Here is a 20,144-nt window from a genome sequence, read left to right as displayed (position 1 = left end):
CGTCGCGGACGACGTCGGCGCGTTCTAGGCCCCACGAGAACAGATCTGGCCGGTGCCCCCTTCACAGCCGGCCACGTGACGGCGGACCGCCGCCCTCTTGGCCCGCCGGATCAGACGCTCCCGACGCCCCATCGGGAGCGTCTTTTCGTTTCCGGCCCGATCACCACTGACCACGAAAAAGGGGCCGGCCTTGCGGCCAGCCCCAATTCCTACCGATCCGGACTTCCTTATTGGAAGTTGATCGAGACCGACGAACGGCGGTTCAGCGGTTCCTTGACGCCATCGCCGGTGGCGACGGCCGGAGCGCTTTCGCCCTTCCAGTCGACCGCCACGGTGGTGGCGTTCAGGCCCAGGCTCACCAGACCGTCGGCCACGGCGCGCGCACGGCGCTCCGAGAGCTTGCGGTTGTAGGCGTCAGAGCCCGAGGTGTCGGTGTGGCCCGTCACCACGACGCGGGTGGCGGAGCCGCCCTTGGCGTATTCGGCGGCCTGCTGCACCACGGCCTGGGCTTCCGGCGTCAGCACGTACTGATCGAACGGGAAGTAGACCACGAACTCACGCGCCTCGTAGGCCGGAGCGGCCGGCGGCGGCGGCGGAGGCGGCGGCGGAGCCGGCTCAGGCGGCGGAGGGGGCGGCGGCGGCGGCGGCGGGGGCAGCGGCGGGGGCGGCGGGGCGCCGAAGGTGTAGCGCAGGCCCAGGGTCACCGAGGTGTCCTTGTAGCGGCCCGAGAACGTGCCCACGTCGGTGATCGAGCCGCCGGCCGGACCGGCGTTCTGGGTCACCGAACCCCAGTCGAGCTTCGAGGTGCGGAGGTAGCGGCCGGTCAGGTCCATCGACCAGTTGTCGGACAGGTTCCACGCCACGCCCAGGAGGCCCTGCATGGCGAACGCCTGATCGACGTCGTCGAAATTGGTGTTCTGATAGATGGCCGCGCCGGCTGGAACGCCCGACAGCTGGCCATAGACCTTGTTGTGCACCCAGGCCGTACCGGCGCCGACACCGATGAACGGGCTGAAGCGCGAGTCGCCGCCCATGTCGAAGATGACATTGGCCATCAGGGTGGAAGCCTTGAGCTTGCCGTTCGGCGCGACGCAATCCGGAGCGGCGGACGTCCGGGCCACGCCCGGAGCGCACAGGCCGATGGGCTGGGCGCCGCTCAGGCCGGCGCCGCGTACGCCTTCCATGTCGCTGGGACGATAGCCGTACTCGGCTTCGACCCGCCAGTTCGGCGAAAACTTGTAACCGAGGCGGCCGAAGGCGGCCCAGTCCTTGTCGGCGTTGAAGTTCCACTGATACCCGTTCGAGGACGTCGCCTTGACGTCCTTAGGCTCGTGATAGCCGGCGTCGCCCGCGACGTACCAGCCGCTCAGGGCGCTTTGGGCCGAAGCACCCGAGGCGGCGCAGAGCGCTACCGCCGCGACGCCGACCAGCAACCGCATGTTCATTTGAAAAACCCTCTTCCTACGAAAGTCGCGGACCCGACATCTTCCCCGGGACCTGGAGCACAAACGCGCCATGCGCGGATTCAGGTGTGGCGCCAGAGCAACAAAATCGGCGGAACTGCGAAAAATGTGGCGAGACGCGCCATGCCACAGCGAAGCTATGGGTTGCTCCGCGCCGTGCGAAACTGTCGCAAATAGCTAAGATTGCAGAAGAAAACCTTAGACTCCATACTCGCCTGATTGGTGAGTGGAGCGCGTCGTTGTGTAGCCAGTGCGACCGGTTCGGTCTGAACCTTCACGAGGATTGGAGCCAGGCTGCCATCAGCGGCGGCGGCTTGCCGCAGGCGTTCGTTGACGCCGACTCCCGCACCGGAATCATTGCTGGGAAAAAGAGCCTGACCGTTGATCAGGCCGCGTCTCAGCTTCTGCGGGGCGAACCGGGCTGGTCGGCCGCCTTGTACACCTCCGCTGTCGTCACTTACGCCTATCGCGCCACCGCCCCTACGACAATGCCGGTCGACACCGGAGATTTCTCGCAATTCAATGCGGCTCAGATCGCCCAAACGGAAAAAGCGCTTCAAGCTTGGGCGGACGTGGCCAACGTGAAATTCGTTCGGGTTGGCGAAGGAAACTCCGGTGAAGCCGCCTACAGCGACGACGCGGCCATGCTGTTCGGCAACTTCTCCAGCGGGAAGGAAGACGCCGCAGCATTCGCCTACTACCCGGGGATCTACGCCTCAAGTAACAAATCTGGCGATGTTTGGATCAAGGCAACGCTGGGCTACAATATAAATCCCACAGGATCCAACTACGGCGGCATGGTTCTGATCCACGAGATCGGCCATGCCATTGGCCTAGCTCATCCGGCCGACTATAATGCGAGCGACGGCGTCGATCTTACGTACGCGATGCATGCTGAATATTATGAGGATAGCCGGCAATACACGGTGATGTCCTACTTCAGTGAAGCCAATACGGGAGGCGCATTTCAAGGCGCCTACGCTTCGTCGCCGTTGCTTGACGATATCGCAGCAGCTCAAATGGCCTACGGGGCCAACATGACCACGCGCACCGGCGATACGGTGTATGGCTTCAACTCAACGGCGGAGCGCGACTGGTTCCTGGCCACGTCGTCCTCGAGCCGGCTGGTGTTCGCGGTCTGGGACGCGGGCGGCGTCGACACCCTGGATTTCTCCGGCTACCGCGTCGCCCAGACTATCGACCTGCGGTCAGGCTACTTCTCCAGCGTCGGCGGGCTGAAGGGCAACGTCACCATCGCCATGAACGCGGTGATCGAGAACGCCATCGGCGGTTCGGCCGCCGATACGATCAACGGCAACGCCGTCGATAACCGGCTCATCGGCGGCGCGGGCGCCGATATCCTGGACGGCGGACCTGGCGTCGATACGGCCGCCTTTTCCAGCGCCTATGGCGGCTACACAATCACCGCAGGCGCGAACGGCGCCTGGACGGTGCTGGATCGCGCCGGCGGCGACGGGACCGACAGCCTACTGAACATCGAGTTCATGGCCTTCGCCGACCGGACCATCGCGCTGGTCGACAGCCGCGTCGCGACCGCGATCAGCAATATCCTGCGCCTTCAGACCTTCAGCGCCGCGGCCGAGCCGATTACCAAGAGCCTGGCGACCGCGATGGCGGCCGGCACCAGCTATGCCGACGCCATCGATCAGGTGTCCAAGGCCGCGCTCTCGACCAGCGCGGTCGCCGTGCTGGCCTACCAGTTCTTCACCGGTAGGACGCCGACCGCTGCGGGCATGGACTATCTGGTCAATCCTGACGGCGTGAACGCCAACAACCTCAATAGCGCCTACTATCAGTCGTTCAATCTCGAGAACCGCTACATCAATTTCGCGGTCAATCTGGGCAAGATCGGCGAAGGCGCGGCCAAGTTCTCGGCCGACTATGGCGGTCTGAGCCTGTTTGACGCGACACGCAAAGCCTATGCGACCATCTTCGGCCTGACGCCGACCGACGAGAAGGTGCGCGCCTTGATCGACGGCCGCGCCGACTACTTCGCCGCCTATGGACGGGACGGCGCGGACGGCCAGGGGACCAAGGCGGCCATGGTCGGCTGGCTGATGGCCGAGGCCGGCAAGGCCGACGTCGGCGTGTACGCCAAGTCGGCGGAGGCCTTCTTCGCCGATCAGGCCACCAAGGACGTCTACGGAGTCGACCTCATCGGTGTCTACGCCAAGCCTGAATACGCCCTGACCTGAGCAGGCGAAGCCGAACGTCCGTGCGTTCGTGACAGCTGATTTTGAGGGAGCAAGGGCGGGCGGCCCTCCCCCGAAAAGGTCGCCGCCCGAGTTGCTTCACCGGTGGGGTGGTGAAGGGGACGCAGAGCTAGCCGCAGCCAGCGGCGACTAGCAAGTCCAAAAAACCCGGAATGGGGTTTGGCGTGGCCTAGCCTGTGTCGGACGCAGCGGGCGCAAGTTTCATCACCCGCTCCCCGGCCCGACGTTTTCCGCGCCCGGGCAGCTTTACCTTGCGCGCGGCGCCCGCTAGCCATGTCGATGGAGGGGGCTCCAACAACTGATCAGGACGCCGAATGAGCGACGCCGCGCCCCCCGCCACGTCTCCGCCGCCCCGCCAGAAGGGTTTTCTCGGAGCCGTCGAGAGACTAGGCAATCTCCTCCCCGAACCCGTGATGATCTTCGTCTGGCTGATCCTGGGCTTGATGGTCCTATCGGCGATCGGGCAGGCCCTCGGCTGGTCGGCCTCGATCACCTATGCGGGCGACGAAGCCCCGCAGTTCGGCGAGCTTGAGAACGGCGTTCTCACCTATGCGGCCAGCAGCCTGTTCTCGGAGGCGAATCTGGCCCGCCTGTTCACCGAGATGCCCAAGACCCTGACCAGCTTCGCCCCGCTGGGCCTAGTGCTGGTGGTGATCCTGGGCGCCGCCGTCGCCGAACGCTCGGGCCTGTTCAGCGCCCTGATCCGCGCCAGCCTGCGCGAGGCGCCCAAGAGCATCCTCACGCCCCTGGTCGTGATCATCGGCATGGTCTCGCACCATGCGTCGGACGCAGCCTATGTGGTGTTCATCCCGTTGGCCGGCCTGCTTTACGCCGCCGTCGGGCGGCATCCGCTGGCGGGCATAGCGGCGGGCTTCGCGGCCGTCTCGGGCGGCTTCGCCGGCAATTTGACGCCCGGCCAGTTCGACGTCGTGCTGTTCGGCTTCACCCAGGAGGCCGCCCGGATCATCGACCCGACCTGGACCATGAACCCGCTGGGCAACTGGTGGTTCATCCTAGCCATCGTCGTCGTCTTCACCCCGATCGCCTGGTTCCTGACCGACAAGGTGGTCGAGCCGCGTCTTGGCCCCTGGGGCGGCCAGGCCGACGACGCCTTGAAGGCCGAGCTGGCCAAGTCCGCCGTGACGCCTGATGAAAAGCGCGGCCTGAAGTTCGCCGGTCTCGCTGCTCTCACCATCGTCGCCCTGTTCGCGGCCCTGAGCCTGATCCCGGGCTTCACCCCGCTGATCGACGAGACCAAGTCCGGTCCCGCCCAGCTCACTCCGTTCTACGGCGCGCTGATCGCGGGATTCATGATGTTGTTCCTGGCCAGCGGCGTCGCCTACGGCGTCGGGGTCGGAACCGTCAAAACCGAAAGCGACGTCGTGGCCATGATGGCCGACGGCGTGCGCTCGGTGGCCCCCTATATCGTCTTCGCCTTCTTCGCCGCCCACTTCGTGGCGATGTTCAACTGGTCGCGCCTGGGCCCCATCGCCGCCATCCACGGCGCCGAGGCGCTGAAGGCCATGAACCTGCCCGCGCCTCTGCTGCTGGTCAGCGTGCTGGGCTTCTCGTCCGTGCTGGACCTCTTCATAGGCTCGGCCTCGGCCAAGTGGAGCGCCCTGGCCCCGGTGGTGGTGCCGATGTTCATGCTGCTGGGCATCTCACCGGAGATGACCACCGCCGCCTACCGCATGGGCGACAGCTTCACCAACCTGATGACGCCGCTGATGAGCTACTTCCCGCTGGTGCTGGCCATGACCCGCCGCTGGGATCCCAGCATGGGCGTCGGCTCGCTGCTGGCCCTGATGCTGCCCTACGCCCTGGCCTTCATGGTCGCCGGCGTGGTGATGACCCTGGCCTGGGTGGCCTTCGACTGGCCGCTGGGCCCCGCAGCCCAGGTCCACTACACCCCGCCGGGCGGGCTGCTGAAGTAGCCCGTGATCAAGGCCCGAGGCGCCGCACAGCGTCTCGGGCCCATATCCACAAGCCCATCACAGCCGCCACGTTGACGGGAGGCGGAACCTCGTTACGCTCCCTGCGGGTTTTTGGGGCAAGGCGATGACGGATCGGGGCAGGCGTAAGGTTTTGGCCGGCGGCTTGGCGCTCGGCCTGGTCGGCGGTTCGGCGCGGGGCGAAGAGCCCCTGGTGACGACGCCGCCGCTGGAGCTCGGCCCCTTCTACCCGGTGCTGCGCCCTGCGGACACCGACGCGGACCTGACCCGGATCGCCGGTCGCAGCGGCCGCGCCCAGGGCGAGGTGATCCAGGTCGTCGGCCGTATGGTCGACCAGCGCGGACGCCCCATCGTCGGCGGCAAGGTCGAGATCTGGCAGTGCAACGCCGCCGGCCGCTACGCCCATCCATCCGACACCAACACCGCGCCGCTCGACCCGGACTTCCAGGGCTTCGCCAACCTCTCGACCGATGCGAACGGCGAGTTCCGGATCACCACCATCAAGCCAGCCCCCTACCCCGCCGGCCCCGGCTGGATGCGCGCGCCGCACATCCACATGGACGCCACCGGAAAGGCCGCCCGCAGCACCTTCCAGATGATGTTCGACGACCCCCTGCTGGCCCAGGACCGCGTGGTCACGCCGCTGAGCCCTGCCGATCTCGCCATGACCTTGGCCCGCCCCCTGGAGCGCGGCGCCGACGGCGTGGCTCGCTTCGGCTGGACGATGATCATGCTGGAGGGCTGAGGGGGCCCTACAGACCCGCCCCCGCCTCAAGACTCAGCCGAACACGGCGCCAGCGGCAGGCGCACGAGAAACAGCGCCAGGATGACGCCCGGCGGCGAATGCGATTGATCTAAGTAAGAAGAGGAGATGGTGGACGCGACAGGGATTGAACCTGTGACCCCTACGATGTCAACGTAGTGCTCTCCCGCTGAGCTACGCGTCCGCCGAAGCGATCCGAAGCGTCTTCGTGAAGACGTCCCGGCCGGGAAGGTGTGGGGGTATAGCGGCGGCTCGCGGAGTGCGCAAGCCGCCTGTCGAAACTTTTTGTGGGTCAGGCCGCCATCATCTTTTCGACCTCGGCGACGAGGTCGCGCAGGTGCACGGGCTTGGACAGCACCTTGGCCCCGGCGGGGGCGCGGTCCTGGGCCGAGAGGGCCACGGCGGCGAAGCCAGTGATGAACATGATGCGCAGGGACGGATCGCGCGCGGCGGCCTGGCGGGCCACCTCGATACCGTCCATGCCGGGCATGACGATGTCGGTCAGCAGCAGGTCCCAGGGATGGTCCAGGTGCTGAACGGCCTCTTCGCCGTCGGCGCAGGCCTGGACTTCGAAGCCGGCGCGTTCCAGGGCGCGGGCCAGAAAGCCGCGAAGGGAATCGTCGTCTTCGGCGAGGAGGATGCGGGCCATGGGGTCACGTGTCCGGGTCAAGATCGTCGATAGAGGGTCCACCTTAGCGTCATGTCCGTAAATCGGGGATGAACCTAAACGTCGCGGCTGTGGATGGTTTGACCTCGGCGATTGCGATTTGACCCCGCGCCGCGAGCCTTCGATGATGAAGCATGAGCGCGTGGCGGCCCCTTTCGACGGATGAGCTTTCGACCCCGCCGCTGGAGACCTTTGGCGGGCCAGCGTTCGAGGTGTTGCGCGCCGCGCCCGCCGGCGCGCCGGCGCCGACCGCCTTGGTGTTCGCCTCGCCCCATTCGGGGAGCGTCTATCCCGCTGACATGATCGCCGCAGTCCGCCTGCCGATCGACACCCTGCGCGCGTCTGAGGATGCGTTCGTCGACCAGATCATCAGCGCCGCCCCAAGCCGGGGGGTGAGCGTGGTTCGGGCGCGGTTCGCCCGCGCCTATGTCGATCTGAATCGCGAGCCCTGGGAACTGGATCCGGCGATGTTCGACGGCGATCTGCCCGACTACGCGCAGGGCCGATCCGCGCGCGTCGCCGCAGGCCTGGGGACGATCCCCCGCGTCGCCGGCGAAGGCCGCCCGATCTATGGCCGCAAGCTGTCGTTCGGCGAGGCCAAGGCCCGGGTCGAACTGGCGCACCGCCCCTATCATGACGCTCTGGACCGGCAGCTGGCCGCCGCGCGTGCGGCCCATGGCGCAGCCATTCTCATCGACTGGCACTCTATGCCCGCCGCCGCAGCGCGGGGGCAGCGTTCCAAGGCCGGCGGCGCCTGCGACATCGTGCTGGGCGACCGCTTTGGCGCGGCCTGCTCGCCGAAGCTGACGGCTTTGGTCGAGCGAGAACTGGAAGCGCTGGGCTACGATGTGGTCCGCAACGCGCCCTACGCCGGCGGCTACACCACCGAGCACTATGGACGTCCCGCCAAGCGGACTCACGCCCTGCAGATCGAGATCAATCGGGCGCTCTATATGGATGAGACCACGCGCGAACCGACCGAAGGTCTGGCAAGACTGACGCGCGACGCCGAGATCCTGACGCAGGCGCTGACCAACATGGACCTGAGCGCATTGCGTTGAGCCGGAGATCTAGCGCGCCTCGACAGGCGGCAAGGCGAAGCGAATGGTGATCCCCGAAAGGCGACGGGAGACCTGCACGGCGTTCGCCCCCGACACATCGACCTGATAATAGGTCATCGCGACCAGGGCCGCTCCGCCAAAGCCGAGGCCTTGCGGGTTTTCGCCGGTGACGACGCAGTCACCGAGATCGCCGTCGCGCCGAATCGTGCATTGCACCGTGGCCGCGCCTTCGACGCCCGCCCTGCGCGTGGTGGCTGGAAACAGCTGCGCCAGGAGCTCGGAGCTGGGGGCCTTGAGAACCTTCAGAGGCGGAAGCCTGATCTGCGACGGCTTGTTCTGGGGCGAGCTGTTTTGGGGCGCTTGGGCGACGACAGGGCCGCCGCAGAGCGCCAGAGCCGCCATGGCGGCGGCGGCGGTGATTCCGTGTTTGCGGCCCAAAGCTCCCCCGGTGGGCTTCGTCGCCTCGAGCAGCTCCGATGGCGGAGACGGTGCCAAACCGCCCCGCGTCCGGCCCTACCCGGCTTGAGGATGGCGCGCCGGAGCAGAATCCAAAAAAAAGCCCGGCGAAACCGCCGGGCCAGTTCATTAGGGAGGAAACGCCCAGGAAGGGCAGAAGCGGCAGCGCCGCCTCACAGGATTGTTTTTAGAGTGCGGCGCAAAATTAGGCAAGCGGAAAACAAGCGTTCGACGTCATTTTTTTGAAGCCGAACCTCGCAAAACCCCTTTCCCTAAAGGGGAAGCAGAACGGCGCTCTTTCAAACCGCCTAAAATATAGGCATATTGCACCGCACAATTTGTTGCGTTTGAAACCGTCTCGTATGAGATCGAGGCGCAAACCCAAGCCAGACAAGACTTTCGCGATGACACCGGTGTCGTGCGACAAGTGTTCCTGATGGTGAGGGGTGGATAAATTGAACGCATTCGCGTAAAAGCCGCGCGCCTGACGACCGAAGCGTCATCTCCTATTCCTCCCGAAAGTCCGTCCGCCCCCATGTCCATGCGAAATATCGCCATCATCGCGCACGTCGATCATGGCAAGACCACCCTCGTCGACCAGCTGCTGGCCCAGTCCGGCGTGTTCCGCGCCAACGAAGCCACGACCGAACGGGCGATGGACTCCAACGACCAGGAGCGCGAGCGCGGCATCACGATTCTGGCCAAGTGCACCTCGGTGCTCTGGAACGGTGAAGCGGGCGAGACCCGCATCAACATCATCGACACCCCCGGCCACGCCGACTTCGGCGGCGAGGTGGAGCGGATCCTGGGCATGGTGGACGGCTGCGTCCTGCTGGTCGACGCCGAGGAAGGCGTCATGCCGCAGACCAAGTTCGTGCTGACCAAGGCGCTGAAGATGGGCCTGCGTCCGATCCTCTGCATCAACAAGGTCGACCGCCCCCACGCCGATCCGGACCGCGTCCACAACGCCGCCTTCGACCTGTTCGCCGCCATCGGCGCCACGGACGAGCAGCTGGACTTCCCGCACATCTACGCCTCGGGCCGCGCCGGCTGGGCCACGCTGGACCTGAACCAGCCCAGCGACACGCTGGCCCCGCTGTTTGACCTGATCGTCCGCCACGTTCCGCCGCCCAAGGTCGCCGAGAACAAGGACAAGCCGTTCCAGATGCTGAACGTGCTGATCGAAAGCGACCCCTTCCTGGGCCGCCTGCTGACCGGCCGCATCGCCAGCGGCAAGGCCGTTCCCGGCATGGCGATCCACGCCCTGGACCGCAACGGCAACGAGATCGAGCGCGGCCGCATCACCAAGGTTCTGGCCTTCCGCGGCCTGAAGCGTCAGCCCGTCGATGAAGGCGCCGAGGCCGGCGACATCGTCGCCATCGCCGGCATGAGCAAGGCCACCGTGGCCGACACGCTGTGCGCCATGGACGTGACCGAGGCGCTCCCCGCGCAACCGATCGACCCGCCGACCATCTCGATGACCGTCTCGGTCAACGACAGCCCGCTGGCCGGTCGCGAAGGCGACAAGGTCCAGTCGCGCGTCATCCGCGACCGCCTGCTGAAGGAAGCCGAGAGCAACGTAGCCATCCGCGTCACCGAAACCTCGGAGAAGGACGCTTACGAAGTCGCCGGCCGCGGCGAACTGCAGCTGGGCGTGCTGATCGAGAACATGCGCCGCGAAGGCTTCGAAGTGTCGATCAGCCGTCCGCGCGTGGTCTTCCAAACCGGCGAGAACGGCGAACGCCTGGAGCCGATGGAAGACGTGATGATCGACGTGGACGACGAGTTCACCGGCATCGTCATCGAAAAGCTGTCGGCCCGTAAGGCCGAGCTGAAGGACATGGGTCCGTCGGGCGCGGGTAAGACCCGCATCACCCTGCTGTCGCCGTCGCGCTCGCTGATCGGCTACCAGGGCGAGTTCCTGACCGACACCCGCGGTTCGGGCGTGCTGAACCGCGTGTTCAGCCACTACGAGCCGCACAAGGGCCCGATCGACCAGCAGCGCAAGGGCGTGCTCGTCTCCAACTCTGACGGTGAAACGGCGGCCTACGCCCTGTGGAACCTGGAAGAGCGCGGCGTGATGTTCGTCGGCGCCGGCGAGAAGACCTACCAGGGCATGATCATCGGCGAAAACAGCCGCTCGGACGACCTGGACGTCAACCCGATGAAGGCCAAGCAGCTGACCAACGTCCGCGCCTCGGGCAAGGACGAGTCGATCCGCCTGACCCCGCCGCGCCGCATGACCCTAGAACAGGCCATCGCCTATATCGAGGACGATGAGCTGGTCGAGGTGACCCCGAAGAACATCCGCCTGCGCAAGCAGGTCCTGAACCCCTCGTTCCGCAAGAAGCGCACGAAGGAAGACTAGGACCTGTCGTCCTGAACAAAGGGCCGCCGTTCATCCGAACGGCGGCCCTTTTCTTGTGCGCGGCATGTTGACCTGCAAACGCTGACTTAACCCCCGGTTTACCTAACAGAACGATGTTTTGCCGGGGGATCTCCGCTCCGGAAGACCATGGGTTCGCGCGTGCGCGTTATCGTAAGCTCGTTGCTTGATCGCGTCGCTGCGGTCCTTCCGTCTCAAGTACTGGCCGACGCGCCCGAAGCCTTGGCCGGCCGCGTGCGCATGGAGCAGGTGCAGAGCATCCTGCGCATGACGCCGGTGATGATGGGCGCCAACATCGCCATCGCCTTTCTGGTCTCCCTGGCGGGCCTGACCCATCCGCATCGGGTCGCGATCGGCGTCTGGGCGGCGCTCGTGATCAGCTACGCCCTGCTGGGCCTTCGTGGTTGGGTTTCGGCCCAACGCCGAAAGAGCGGCAAGGCCTCGGTCTCCCAGCGTGGCGTGCGTCGAATCGCGCTCCAGGCCGGGCTGCTGGGCTGCCTGTGGGGCGTTCTGCCGGTCTTCACCTTCCGCGTCGGCGACAGCAGCGCCATGCCGATGATGGTGGCCTCGGTGATCGCCGGCATGATCGGTTGCGGTGGCTTTGCCATGCTGACCCTGCCGGCGGCCGCCCTGGCCTATTCGACGCCGATGGTGGTCGGCTCGCTGATCATGCTGTGCGCCAGCGGCGATCCGATCCTCTACGCCTTGGGCGGCCTGCTGGTGTTCTGCTACGCGGTCGTCACCGTCTCGTGCCTGTCGCACGCTCGCATCTTCGCCGAGCGCCTGGTCGCCGCCGAAGAGCTGGAGAAGCAGAAGCAGGTCGTCAGCCTGCTGCTCTCCGACTTCGAGGAGGGCGCCAGCGACTGGCTGTGGGAGGTCGACGCCTGGGGCCGCCTCACCTACGTCTCCGATCGCATGGCCGCCGCCGCCGGCGTCGACAAGGACGCCCTGCTGGGCCAGGCGATGTCGGACCTGTGCGGCGCGGCCGAAGCCCCGAACGGCCCCGTCGCGGCCCTCTCGGCCCTGTTCGCCGAGCAGAAGACCTTCCGCGACGTGGTGGTCTCGATCACGGTCGCCGCAGACACTGAAAAGTCCTCGACGCACTGGTGGTCGCTTTCGGCCAAGCCCGTGTTGGATCTGGACGGCCTGTTCGTCGGCTTCCGGGGCGTCGGCGCCGACATCACCCAGGCCCGCGAGGACCAAGAGCGTATTTCGCATCTGGCGCACTACGACGTGCTGACCCAGCTGCCCAATCGCCTGTCGCTCCTACAGAACCTCGGCAAGGCCTGGATGGAGCACGGCCGCGACAAGACCTCGGGTTGCGCGGTCCTGTGCCTGGACCTCGACCACTTCAAGGGCGTCAATGACAGCCTGGGCCATCCGGTGGGCGACGCGCTGTTGATGCAGGTCGCCAGCCGACTGCGCGCCTGCGTCGGCGACGCTGGCATGGTGGCGCGCCTGGGCGGCGATGAGTTCGCGGTGATCTGCGCCCCCTCCCCCGGTCACGAAGCGCTGTCGGCCCTCTCGCAATCCATCGTCGAGACCCTGTCGGCGCCCTACGACATCCTGGGCCACAACGTCCTGATCGGCGCCAGCGTCGGCATCGCCGTCGCGCCGTTCGACGCCGACGACCCGGACGGCCTGCTCAAGAACGCCGACCTCGCGCTCTACCGCGCCAAGGGCGACGGCCGCGGCGCCTATCGGTTCTTCGAGACCGCCATGGACGTCTGGGCCCAGGAGCGGCGCGCCCTGGAGCTGGACCTGCGCGAAGCCCTGGCCCGCGACGAGCTGAAACTGTTCTTCCAGCCGCTGATCGGACGTCGCGACAACGAGACTACGGGCTTTGAGGCCCTGCTGCGGTGGCAACACCCGACACGCGGCCTGGTGCCGCCGTCAGACTTCATCGAGTGCGCCGAGCAATGGGGCCTGATCGGCCGGATCGGCGAGTGGGTGCTGAACGAAGCGTGTCGCACCGCCGCGACATGGCCCTCGCACCTGACGGTGGCGGTCAACCTGTCGCCCAACCAGTTCGCCTCGGGCGACCTGGTCGAGCAGGTCCGCCGGGCCCTGGCGAGCTCGGGCCTGGCGCCAGCGCGCCTGGAGCTGGAGATCACCGAGGGCCTGCTGCTGCACGACAGCGCCAAGACCCTGGAACAGCTGGCCGCCCTGAAAGCGCTGGGCGTCAAGATCGCCATGGACGACTTCGGCACGGGCTATTCCAGCCTCGCCTATCTGTGGCGGTTCCCGTTCGACAAGATCAAGATCGACCGCTCGTTCGTGGCCGAGATGCAGGACAATGCGGCCATCGCCGACATCCTGCGCACCATCGCTCTCCTGGGTCAGACCCTGAACCTGGAAGTCACCGCAGAGGGCGTCGAAACCCAGGCCCAGGCCAAGCTGCTGGCGGAGATGCGCTGCGATCAGTTCCAGGGTTTCCTGTTCGGCCGCCCGATGCCGGTGAGCGACATCCCCAGCTTCCTGATGTCCAATCTCGCCCGCCAGATGCGGGGCGAAGACCGCGACGCGGACGATCGGGGCTCGGAGGTTGTGGCGGGGTAGGCGCTGGCCCAAAGCGGATCAGGCTGAGGTCGGTTCGGGGTGGTGAGCGGACCTTCGACCTGGCACACTGGCTGCATGATCCAGAAGCAACGATACGTGTCAGAAAAGCCCCCAGAAGGTTGGTCGTTCACAGTAACCGAAGTCACGGCTGGCATGTATCGGGTTAGGGGAGTCGGTCCAGATGGCCTGACCATAGAGCGTCACGGACCGGACGATGACTCACTCCTCAGCACCCTGATCGCAGACTCGGTCAAGTTATCCGCTAGGTGACATTCGGACGAGCGGACGAAGCGAAGGTCTGTGAAGGGGGGGAGCCGAAGTTCGAAACGTCAGCTTGCTAGCATCAGAGCCCAACAGCCAAACACCCCGGCGAACATGAGCACGTTGTAGAGCCAAGCCTTCCTTGCGAGGCCGCCGTTTGGGTGCAGATTGCGGTATCGAGCGAAAATGCGCTGTGCCTTTGAGGAATACCAAATGTACGCGCTTTCGGGTTCGTCAGGGGCGACACGATTAATCTCCCGAACCATCGCAAATATCGTGAAGGTTCCGCGTAAGCAGCAAAACATCGCAAACGCGAAGCACGCGATAAACGCTACCAACCTCATCACGCCGTCGGACATGCTATCTGTTGACGAAGCCTAGTTTGAGCTGCGCGTAAGCGTAGCATTTGCGCCGCCGTGTCCGCTACGGGTCGTAAGCGGTCTCAAGCCTGCCTCCAGAAGCCCGCCCCCCGCCGATCTAGGAACTTTGGTCGGACCGCAACTGGCCCCATAACACCCCCATGGTTCATCCCGTCTTCGACAACCTGCCCACCACCATCTTCGAGCGCATGAGCGGCCTGGCCCGCCAGTACGGGGCGATCAATCTGGGGCAGGGTTTTCCCGACGACCAAGGTCCGCTGCCTGTTCGCGAGGCGGCGGCGCGGGCTCTGATCGAGGGCTCGAACCAGTATCCGCCGATGCGCGGGCTGCCTGAGTTGCGCGCGGCCGTGGCGGACCACTACAGGCGGACCCAGGACTTTTCCCTGGATCCCGACACCGAGATCGTCATCACCTCCGGCGCCACCGAGGCGCTGGCGGCGGCGTTCACGTCGCTGATCTCGCCCGGCGACGAGGTGGTGCTGTTCCAGCCGCTGTACGACGCCTACCTGCCGCTGGTGCGCCGGGCCGGCGGCGCGCCCAAACTGGTCAAGCTCTCACCGCCGCATTGGCGGTTTGACCGCGCGATGCTTGAGGCCGCGTTCAGCGACCGCACGCGGATGGTGGTGCTCAACAGCCCCCTGAACCCGGCCGGCGTGGTGACGCCTGATGAGGACCTGGCGCTGCTGGCTGAGTTCTGTGTCCGCCATGACGTGCTGGCGGTCTGTGACGAGGTCTGGGAGGCCGTGGTGTTCGACGGCCGGCGCCACCGGCCGCTGATGACCTTCCCCGGCATGCGCGAACGGACGATCAAGATCGGCTCGGCCGGCAAGCTCTTCGGCATGACCGGCTGGAAAGTCGGCTTCCTGTGCGCCGCCCCGCCGCTGGCCAAGGCTCTGGCCGCCGCCCACCAGTTCCTGACCTTCACCACCCCGCCCAACCTACAGGCGGGCGTGGCCTGGGGTCTGGACAACCACCGCGCCTGGTTCGACGAGATGCCGGCGACCTTGCAGCGCTCTCGCGACCGCCTGACGGCCGGCCTGCGCGACGCTGGCTATGTCGTGCTGGAGAGCCAGGGCACCTACTTTCTGAACGTCGATCTCGCCGCCTCCGGCATCGCGCTGGACGATGTCACCTTCTGCGAGCGCTGCGTAACCGAGCACGGCGTCGCCGCGATCCCGGTCTCGGCCTTCTTCGCTGAGGATCCAGTGACCACCGTGGTGCGCCTGTGCTTCGCCAAGGCCGACGCGACGCTAGACGAGGCGGTGAAGCGACTGGCGGCGGCGAAGGCGGCGCTGGGCTAGACCTCCGTCTGATCGGACGGTCGCGCCGCACCCAGGGGCTCGCGGACTGCGGCCTCTGCGGCCAGCAGGTCAGATCATCCGCTTTCGCTCTTGTTCACTGGCCAGACGGTTGATGACGAACGCTTCTGCGGTCGCACGCAGGAACTTCTGGGCGCTGGGGTCCTGCTCGCGATCGGCCACCAGCAAGAGCGCGGCATGCAATTCCTCGCGCTGGATCAGCCCCTTGCCCAGCATCACGCCGGACAGCGCCGTGAACAGGGCCATCTGGTAGCTGACGAGCGTCTCCAGATCCTTCTGCTCCACGTCCGCGCGCCCGACGCCTAGGCAGCCCGCGAGACGCTGGCGCGTCTGGCGAGCTGGAAATTGTCGATCAGGGACTGCAGGCGACTGGCCTGTTCCTTGAGCACATGCGACGAGGCGGTGGCCTCCTCGACCATCCCGGCGTTGGTCTGAAGCAGCCGGTCCATCTGGCTGACGGCGGTGGAAACCTGGTTGAGGCCAGCCGCCTGCTCCTGGGCGGAGTGGGAAATGTCGCCGACCAGGGTCCGGATCTCTTCGACCTGCGCCAGAATGCTTTTCAAGGCTTCCCCTGTATCGCCGACCAAGGCGACGCCCTTGTTGACGTGTTGCGACGAGGTAGAGATCAACACCTTGATTTCCTTGGCGGCTTCGGCCGAGCGCTGCGCCAGCGCCCGCACCTCTTGCGCCACCACGGCGAAGCCACGACCAGCCTCGCCGGCGCGCGCCGCCTCGACGCCGGCGTTGAGCGCCAGGAGGTTGGTCTGGAAAGCGATCTCGTCGATCACGCCGACGATCTGGCTGATCTGGCTTGAGGACCGCTCGATCCCGCCCATGGCCTCGACAGCGCTTTCGACGACAGTCCTTGACGCCGCCGCGTCCTGACTGGCGCGCTGAACCACGCCGTCGGCATGCTTGGCCCCCGAAGCCGTTCGCGCCACCGTCGCGGTGATCTCTTCTAGCGCGGCGGCGGTCTCCTCCAGGCTGGCGGCTTGTTGTTCGGTTCGATGCGCCAGACCGTCGGCGTGGGCGGAAATCTCGTCGGAGTTTTCGCTGACGCTAGCCGCCGAAGCGGCGACCGTGGACATGGTCGTGTTAAGCGCCTGGATGGACTCGTTGAAGCTGATCCTCAAGCTGTCGAGCGAGGGCATTAGCGGTTCGCGAACTTCCGATCGCAAATCTCCGTGCGACAGGCTTTGGAGAGCGTTACCCACCAAGCGAACTTGGCGCATGCGCTCGGTCAAGTCGGTGGCGATCTTGATCACGCGGACGACCTGGCCGTCGACGTCGAAGACGGGATTGTACTGCGCCTGCAGCCACACAGGCCGCTCCCCCTTTCCAACCCGTTCAAACTCCCCGGACGAGAACTCTCCTTTGCGCAGCCCGGCCCAGAAGGCTGCATAGGCCGGCGACTGAGCTTGGTCAGGTCTAACGAACAGGCTGTGATGACGGCCGACGATCTCGTCGCGGCTGTAGCCGACCGCCGCCAAGAAATTGTCGTTGGCGTCAAGAATAACGCCGTCCAGACTGAACTGGATCACGGCCTGGGATCGGTGGATCGCCTGGATGAACGATGCGTTCTCGGCGGCTCGTACGGTCTCGGCCGTGATGTCGAGCGCCAGCTTGACCACCTTAAGCACCTTGCCCCGCTGGTCCGTCACCGGGGTGTAGGAGGCGCGGATCCAAAGCGGCGACCCGTCCTTGCGAAGACGCTTGAACTCGCCGGATACGAATTGCCCGGAGGACAGGGTTTGCCAGAAGGCTTCATAGTCGGGCGCCGCTGCTTTCTCGGCTTCGATGAACAGACGATGGTGCTTGCCGACGAGTTCCGCCTGATCGTAGCCGATCGCGGCGCAGAAAAGATCATTCGCCCGAAGGATTTTACCGGTGGGGGTGAACTCAATGACGGCGAAGGAGCGCTCCAGGCTCTTTAGCGTCTGCTCGGCTACTGATCGGCCCCCAAAGCTCAAGCTCATGGCGCGGTCCTCCTCGTCTCCTTTTGAAAACGATTGCGGTGGCGCGATTAAAGACGGCTTAAGGACCGATGCGGCGTCCTGACGCATAACCCAGTTCGCGTTTCAAGCGAGCCTAGAGAACGCTCAGCCCCGCCGCAGCTTCACGGGCGACGCCCCGGCCCAGGCATCGGTCCATCGCCGACAGGAGGTTCCGCAGGTCGATCGGCTTGGCGACGTGCGCGTCGCAGCCAGCGTCGAGGCAAGTCTTGATCTGGGCCGACATGACGTCGGCGGTCAGAGCGATGACGGGCAAGCGACGGAAACGCGGATCCATTCGCAGGCGACGTGTCGCCTCCAGCCCGTCCATGACCGGCATGTTGACGTCCATCAGAACGAGATCAACGGCCTCGCGCTCCAGCGCGTCCAGCGCCTGCTGTCCATCCTCGGCCTCGACGAGATCGCACTCGAACGGCTCCAGGAACAGGCGGATGACCCGCCGGTTCACCGGATGGTCGTCGACCACCAGGACGCGGCGCCCCTGCAGGGCGGCGAAGCCGACCTCCTCCTCGGCGCCGTCCGCCTCGCGCGCCTGCGGGGCCGGCGCTTCGGCCTGGTCGACGACCATCTCGATGGTGAAGACCGAACCCACGCCCTCCTCGCTCTCGACCTTGATGTCGCCGCGCATCATCTCAACCAGACGTCGGGTGATGTTCAGGCCAAGGCCCGTGCCGCCGAAGTTGCGCGTGGTCGAGGCGTCGGCCTGGGTGAAGGGACGGAACAGCTTGGCGACCGTGGCCTCGTTCATGCCGATGCCGGTGTCGGCGACACGCAGGCGCACGCGCACGCGATCATCCAGCTCGGGATAGCAGGCCAGCGCGACCTCGACCTTGCCGTGCGTGGTGAACTTCAGCGCGTTGGAGACCAGATTGCTCAGGCACTGCCGCACACGCACGCCGTCGAACAGCAGCGGTCCGGGGGCCTCGCCTTCCAGGCGGAAGGTCAGGGCGACGTCCTTCTCACGCGCGGTGGGCTGATAGCCGCCGACCAGACGCCCAGCGGTCTGGACGATGTCACCGACCGTCGGCGCGATCTCCAGCTTGCCCGCTTCGATCTTGGACAGATCCAGAATGTCGTTGAGCAGCACCAGCAGGGTGTCGCCGCTGTCGAGGATCAGATCGACCTGATCACGCTGCTCGTCGGTCAGATCGCCGGATCGCAGCGCCTGGGCCAGCCCCAGCATGCCATTGAGCGGCGTGCGCAGTTCATGGCTCATCACCGCCAGGAAGGCCGACTTGGCGGTGCTGGCGGCTTCAGCCCGCTGCTGCGCGCCCTTCAGCCGTCCCGATGCGCGGCGCTGATGCACCGCCCAGGCCGCCGCGCCGGCGACCAACACGCCGAGCAAGAGCGCAATGACCACCGACGCGCGCGCCAGGCTGCGGGACAGCCGGACCTCCTCGGCAAGGCGCCGACTCTCATCGCGCTTGGCCCGCAGCTCGCTTTCCAGCGCAGCGGACATTTCGGCCACGCTGCGGGCGTGGACCTTGCGCGCGGTCTCGCTATCGGCCTTGCGCCAGGCGTCGAGCTTGCGGAAGGCTTCGGCGCTGCGGCCCTGGCCCTGATCGATATAGGCCTCGACCAGCGCTTCCAGGGACAGGTCACGCGTGGCCAGGCTTTCGGGAATGGCCTTTAACTGATCCAGGTCGCGCTGCGCGGCCTGGGCCTGGCCCAGTTGAGCCGCAGCGAGCGCACGCTGCGCCAGCATCCGCACCTGCAGGCGACGGTCGGGCTTGGCCAGCATGCCCGCGGCCGGCGCCAGGCAGGCCATCACCTTGGCCGGCGCCTCGCGCAGGCTGGCGATCCTGGCGCAGAGATACCGATCCCAGGTCAGCAATCCCGCGTCGCCGTCGGCCAGGGTCAGTTTGTGGTGCAACGCTGCGAACCGCTCGGCGGCGCTCAGCTCGCCCAGATCGGCCGCCGTAAAGGCGATGTCGTAGATCCGCTCGATCTTGCGGACATAGAAGGCGTCGCGTTCGTCCAGCGCGGCCGCCTGGGTCATGTGTTCGAGGGCGCCTTCCTTGTCCCCGATGTCCGACAGCGTGTAGCTGTGCACCTGATGCAGCTCGGCCAGCAGGGGCTGAGCGATGCGGCCGCGGCGCTCCAGATCGGTGGTCAGTTCGGCCGCCAGGCGCGCGGCCTCCGCCCAGCGCCCGATCTGGCCCAGATGCCGGACGCGCTCGATGCCCGCCATCCAACGGATGTCAGGGCCCGACTGCTTGAGGAAACGATCCCAGTCGGCGTCGCGGAACGCCTGATAGCCGCCGCTCTCGTGACGATAGGCTAGGGTCTCCAGGTCGACGAGAGTCGCCAGGTTCGCGTCCTTTTCACGCGCGGCCACCTCTCGCGCCTGCTCCGCCCAGGCGTCGAACGGCTGCTGAAGCTGGTTGCTCTTGTAGGCATAGAGCACCCGCCAGAGACCATACAGGCGGACCTGGCCTCGCTCGCGCAAGGCCCGGCGACCGGCGCGCTCGATGTCCTCGTTGTCGCGCGGCGGCGCGCGCACTTCATGCGCGCCAATCTCCTGGCTCAACTGATCGAGCCGCTGGGCCAGGGGCGCGTTGCTTTTGCCCCAGGCGCTGGTCGCGCCGAAGGTGGTCAAGACCGCGAGGAAGATCAGAAGGCGCCGCAAGT

Annotated in this window: 13 protein-coding genes and 1 tRNA gene; 7 read left to right on the top strand and 7 right to left on the bottom strand. The window is 66.3% G+C overall.

All coding sequences use genetic code 11. From position 1 onward, the window contains the following. Positions 1–227: 227 nt before the first annotated feature. The gene (locus tag ACT53N_RS12650; RefSeq protein WP_476064212.1) at positions 228–1,445 is read right to left on the bottom strand and encodes an OmpA family protein; all 1,218 of its coding nucleotides are present in this window, start codon (positions 1,443–1,445) and stop codon (positions 228–230) included. Between the two features lie 257 nt (positions 1,446–1,702). On the opposite strand from ACT53N_RS12650, the gene ACT53N_RS12645 reads away from it, so the two are divergent. The 3 genes from ACT53N_RS12645 (at position 1,703) to ACT53N_RS12635 (ending at position 6,394) form a co-directional block, all read left to right on the top strand. Continuing rightward, the gene (locus ACT53N_RS12645; protein WP_476064211.1) at positions 1,703–3,679 is read left to right on the top strand and encodes a M10 family metallopeptidase C-terminal domain-containing protein; all 1,977 of its coding nucleotides are present in this window, start codon (positions 1,703–1,705) and stop codon (positions 3,677–3,679) included. Positions 3,680–4,011: 332 nt separating this feature from the next. After that, on the top strand, positions 4,012–5,631 hold the full coding sequence (locus ACT53N_RS12640; protein WP_476064210.1) for an AbgT family transporter: 1,620 nt from the start codon (positions 4,012–4,014) through the stop codon (positions 5,629–5,631). 124 nt (positions 5,632–5,755) lie between these two features. Next, a complete protein-coding gene (locus ACT53N_RS12635) occupies positions 5,756–6,394 on the top strand; it encodes a dioxygenase family protein (RefSeq protein WP_476064209.1) in 639 nt (212 codons plus the stop codon). Positions 6,395–6,521: 127 nt separating this feature from the next. Here the strand turns inward: ACT53N_RS12635 and ACT53N_RS12630 are convergent. Next, a tRNA-Val gene (locus ACT53N_RS12630) sits at positions 6,522–6,596 on the bottom strand. A 108-nt stretch (positions 6,597–6,704) separates the two neighbouring features. Then, a complete protein-coding gene (gene cpdR / locus ACT53N_RS12625; RefSeq protein ID WP_010918630.1) occupies positions 6,705–7,061 on the bottom strand; it encodes a cell cycle two-component system response regulator CpdR in 357 nt (118 codons plus the stop codon). Between the two features lie 152 nt (positions 7,062–7,213). Between cpdR and ACT53N_RS12620 the strand changes: the two genes are divergently transcribed. Continuing rightward, on the top strand, positions 7,214–8,140 hold the full coding sequence (locus ACT53N_RS12620) for an N-formylglutamate amidohydrolase (RefSeq protein ID WP_476064208.1): 927 nt from the start codon (positions 7,214–7,216) through the stop codon (positions 8,138–8,140). A 9-nt stretch (positions 8,141–8,149) separates the two neighbouring features. Here ACT53N_RS12620 and ACT53N_RS12615 read toward each other — a convergent pair whose 3' ends face one another. Further along, complete coding sequence (locus ACT53N_RS12615) at positions 8,150–8,578, bottom strand: hypothetical protein (RefSeq protein ID WP_476064207.1); 429 nt, start codon at positions 8,576–8,578, stop codon at positions 8,150–8,152. A 553-nt stretch (positions 8,579–9,131) separates the two neighbouring features. Here ACT53N_RS12615 and typA point away from each other — a divergent pair. From typA to ACT53N_RS12600, 3 genes are all read left to right on the top strand, one after another. Further along, positions 9,132–10,964, top strand: coding sequence for a translational GTPase TypA (typA, locus tag ACT53N_RS12610; RefSeq protein WP_476064206.1), 1,833 nt, complete (start codon positions 9,132–9,134; stop codon positions 10,962–10,964). Positions 10,965–11,123: 159 nt separating this feature from the next. Further along, complete coding sequence (locus ACT53N_RS12605; protein WP_476064205.1) at positions 11,124–13,541, top strand: putative bifunctional diguanylate cyclase/phosphodiesterase; 2,418 nt, start codon at positions 11,124–11,126, stop codon at positions 13,539–13,541. A gap of 781 nt (positions 13,542–14,322) precedes the next feature. Further along, positions 14,323–15,483, top strand: a complete 1,161-nt coding sequence (locus ACT53N_RS12600) for an aminotransferase (protein WP_476064204.1) — start codon at positions 14,323–14,325, stop codon at positions 15,481–15,483. Positions 15,484–15,552: 69 nt separating this feature from the next. Here ACT53N_RS12600 and ACT53N_RS12595 read toward each other — a convergent pair whose 3' ends face one another. The 3 genes from ACT53N_RS12595 to ACT53N_RS12585 form a co-directional block, all read right to left on the bottom strand. Beyond that, the gene (locus tag ACT53N_RS12595) at positions 15,553–15,786 is read right to left on the bottom strand and encodes a hypothetical protein (RefSeq protein ID WP_476064203.1); all 234 of its coding nucleotides are present in this window, start codon (positions 15,784–15,786) and stop codon (positions 15,553–15,555) included. A gap of 17 nt (positions 15,787–15,803) precedes the next feature. Then, on the bottom strand, positions 15,804–17,477 hold the full coding sequence (locus ACT53N_RS12590) for a methyl-accepting chemotaxis protein (RefSeq protein ID WP_476064202.1): 1,674 nt from the start codon (positions 17,475–17,477) through the stop codon (positions 15,804–15,806). Between the two features lie 112 nt (positions 17,478–17,589). Then, on the bottom strand, positions 17,590–20,142 hold the full coding sequence (locus ACT53N_RS12585) for a hybrid sensor histidine kinase/response regulator (protein WP_476064201.1): 2,553 nt from the start codon (positions 20,140–20,142) through the stop codon (positions 17,590–17,592). Positions 20,143–20,144: the final 2 nt, after the last annotated feature.

Source organism: Caulobacter sp. DMC95 (assembly GCF_056313785.1).
The sequence above is the reverse complement of the archived record's forward strand: the minus strand, read 5'-3'. Positions and strand labels throughout refer to the sequence as shown.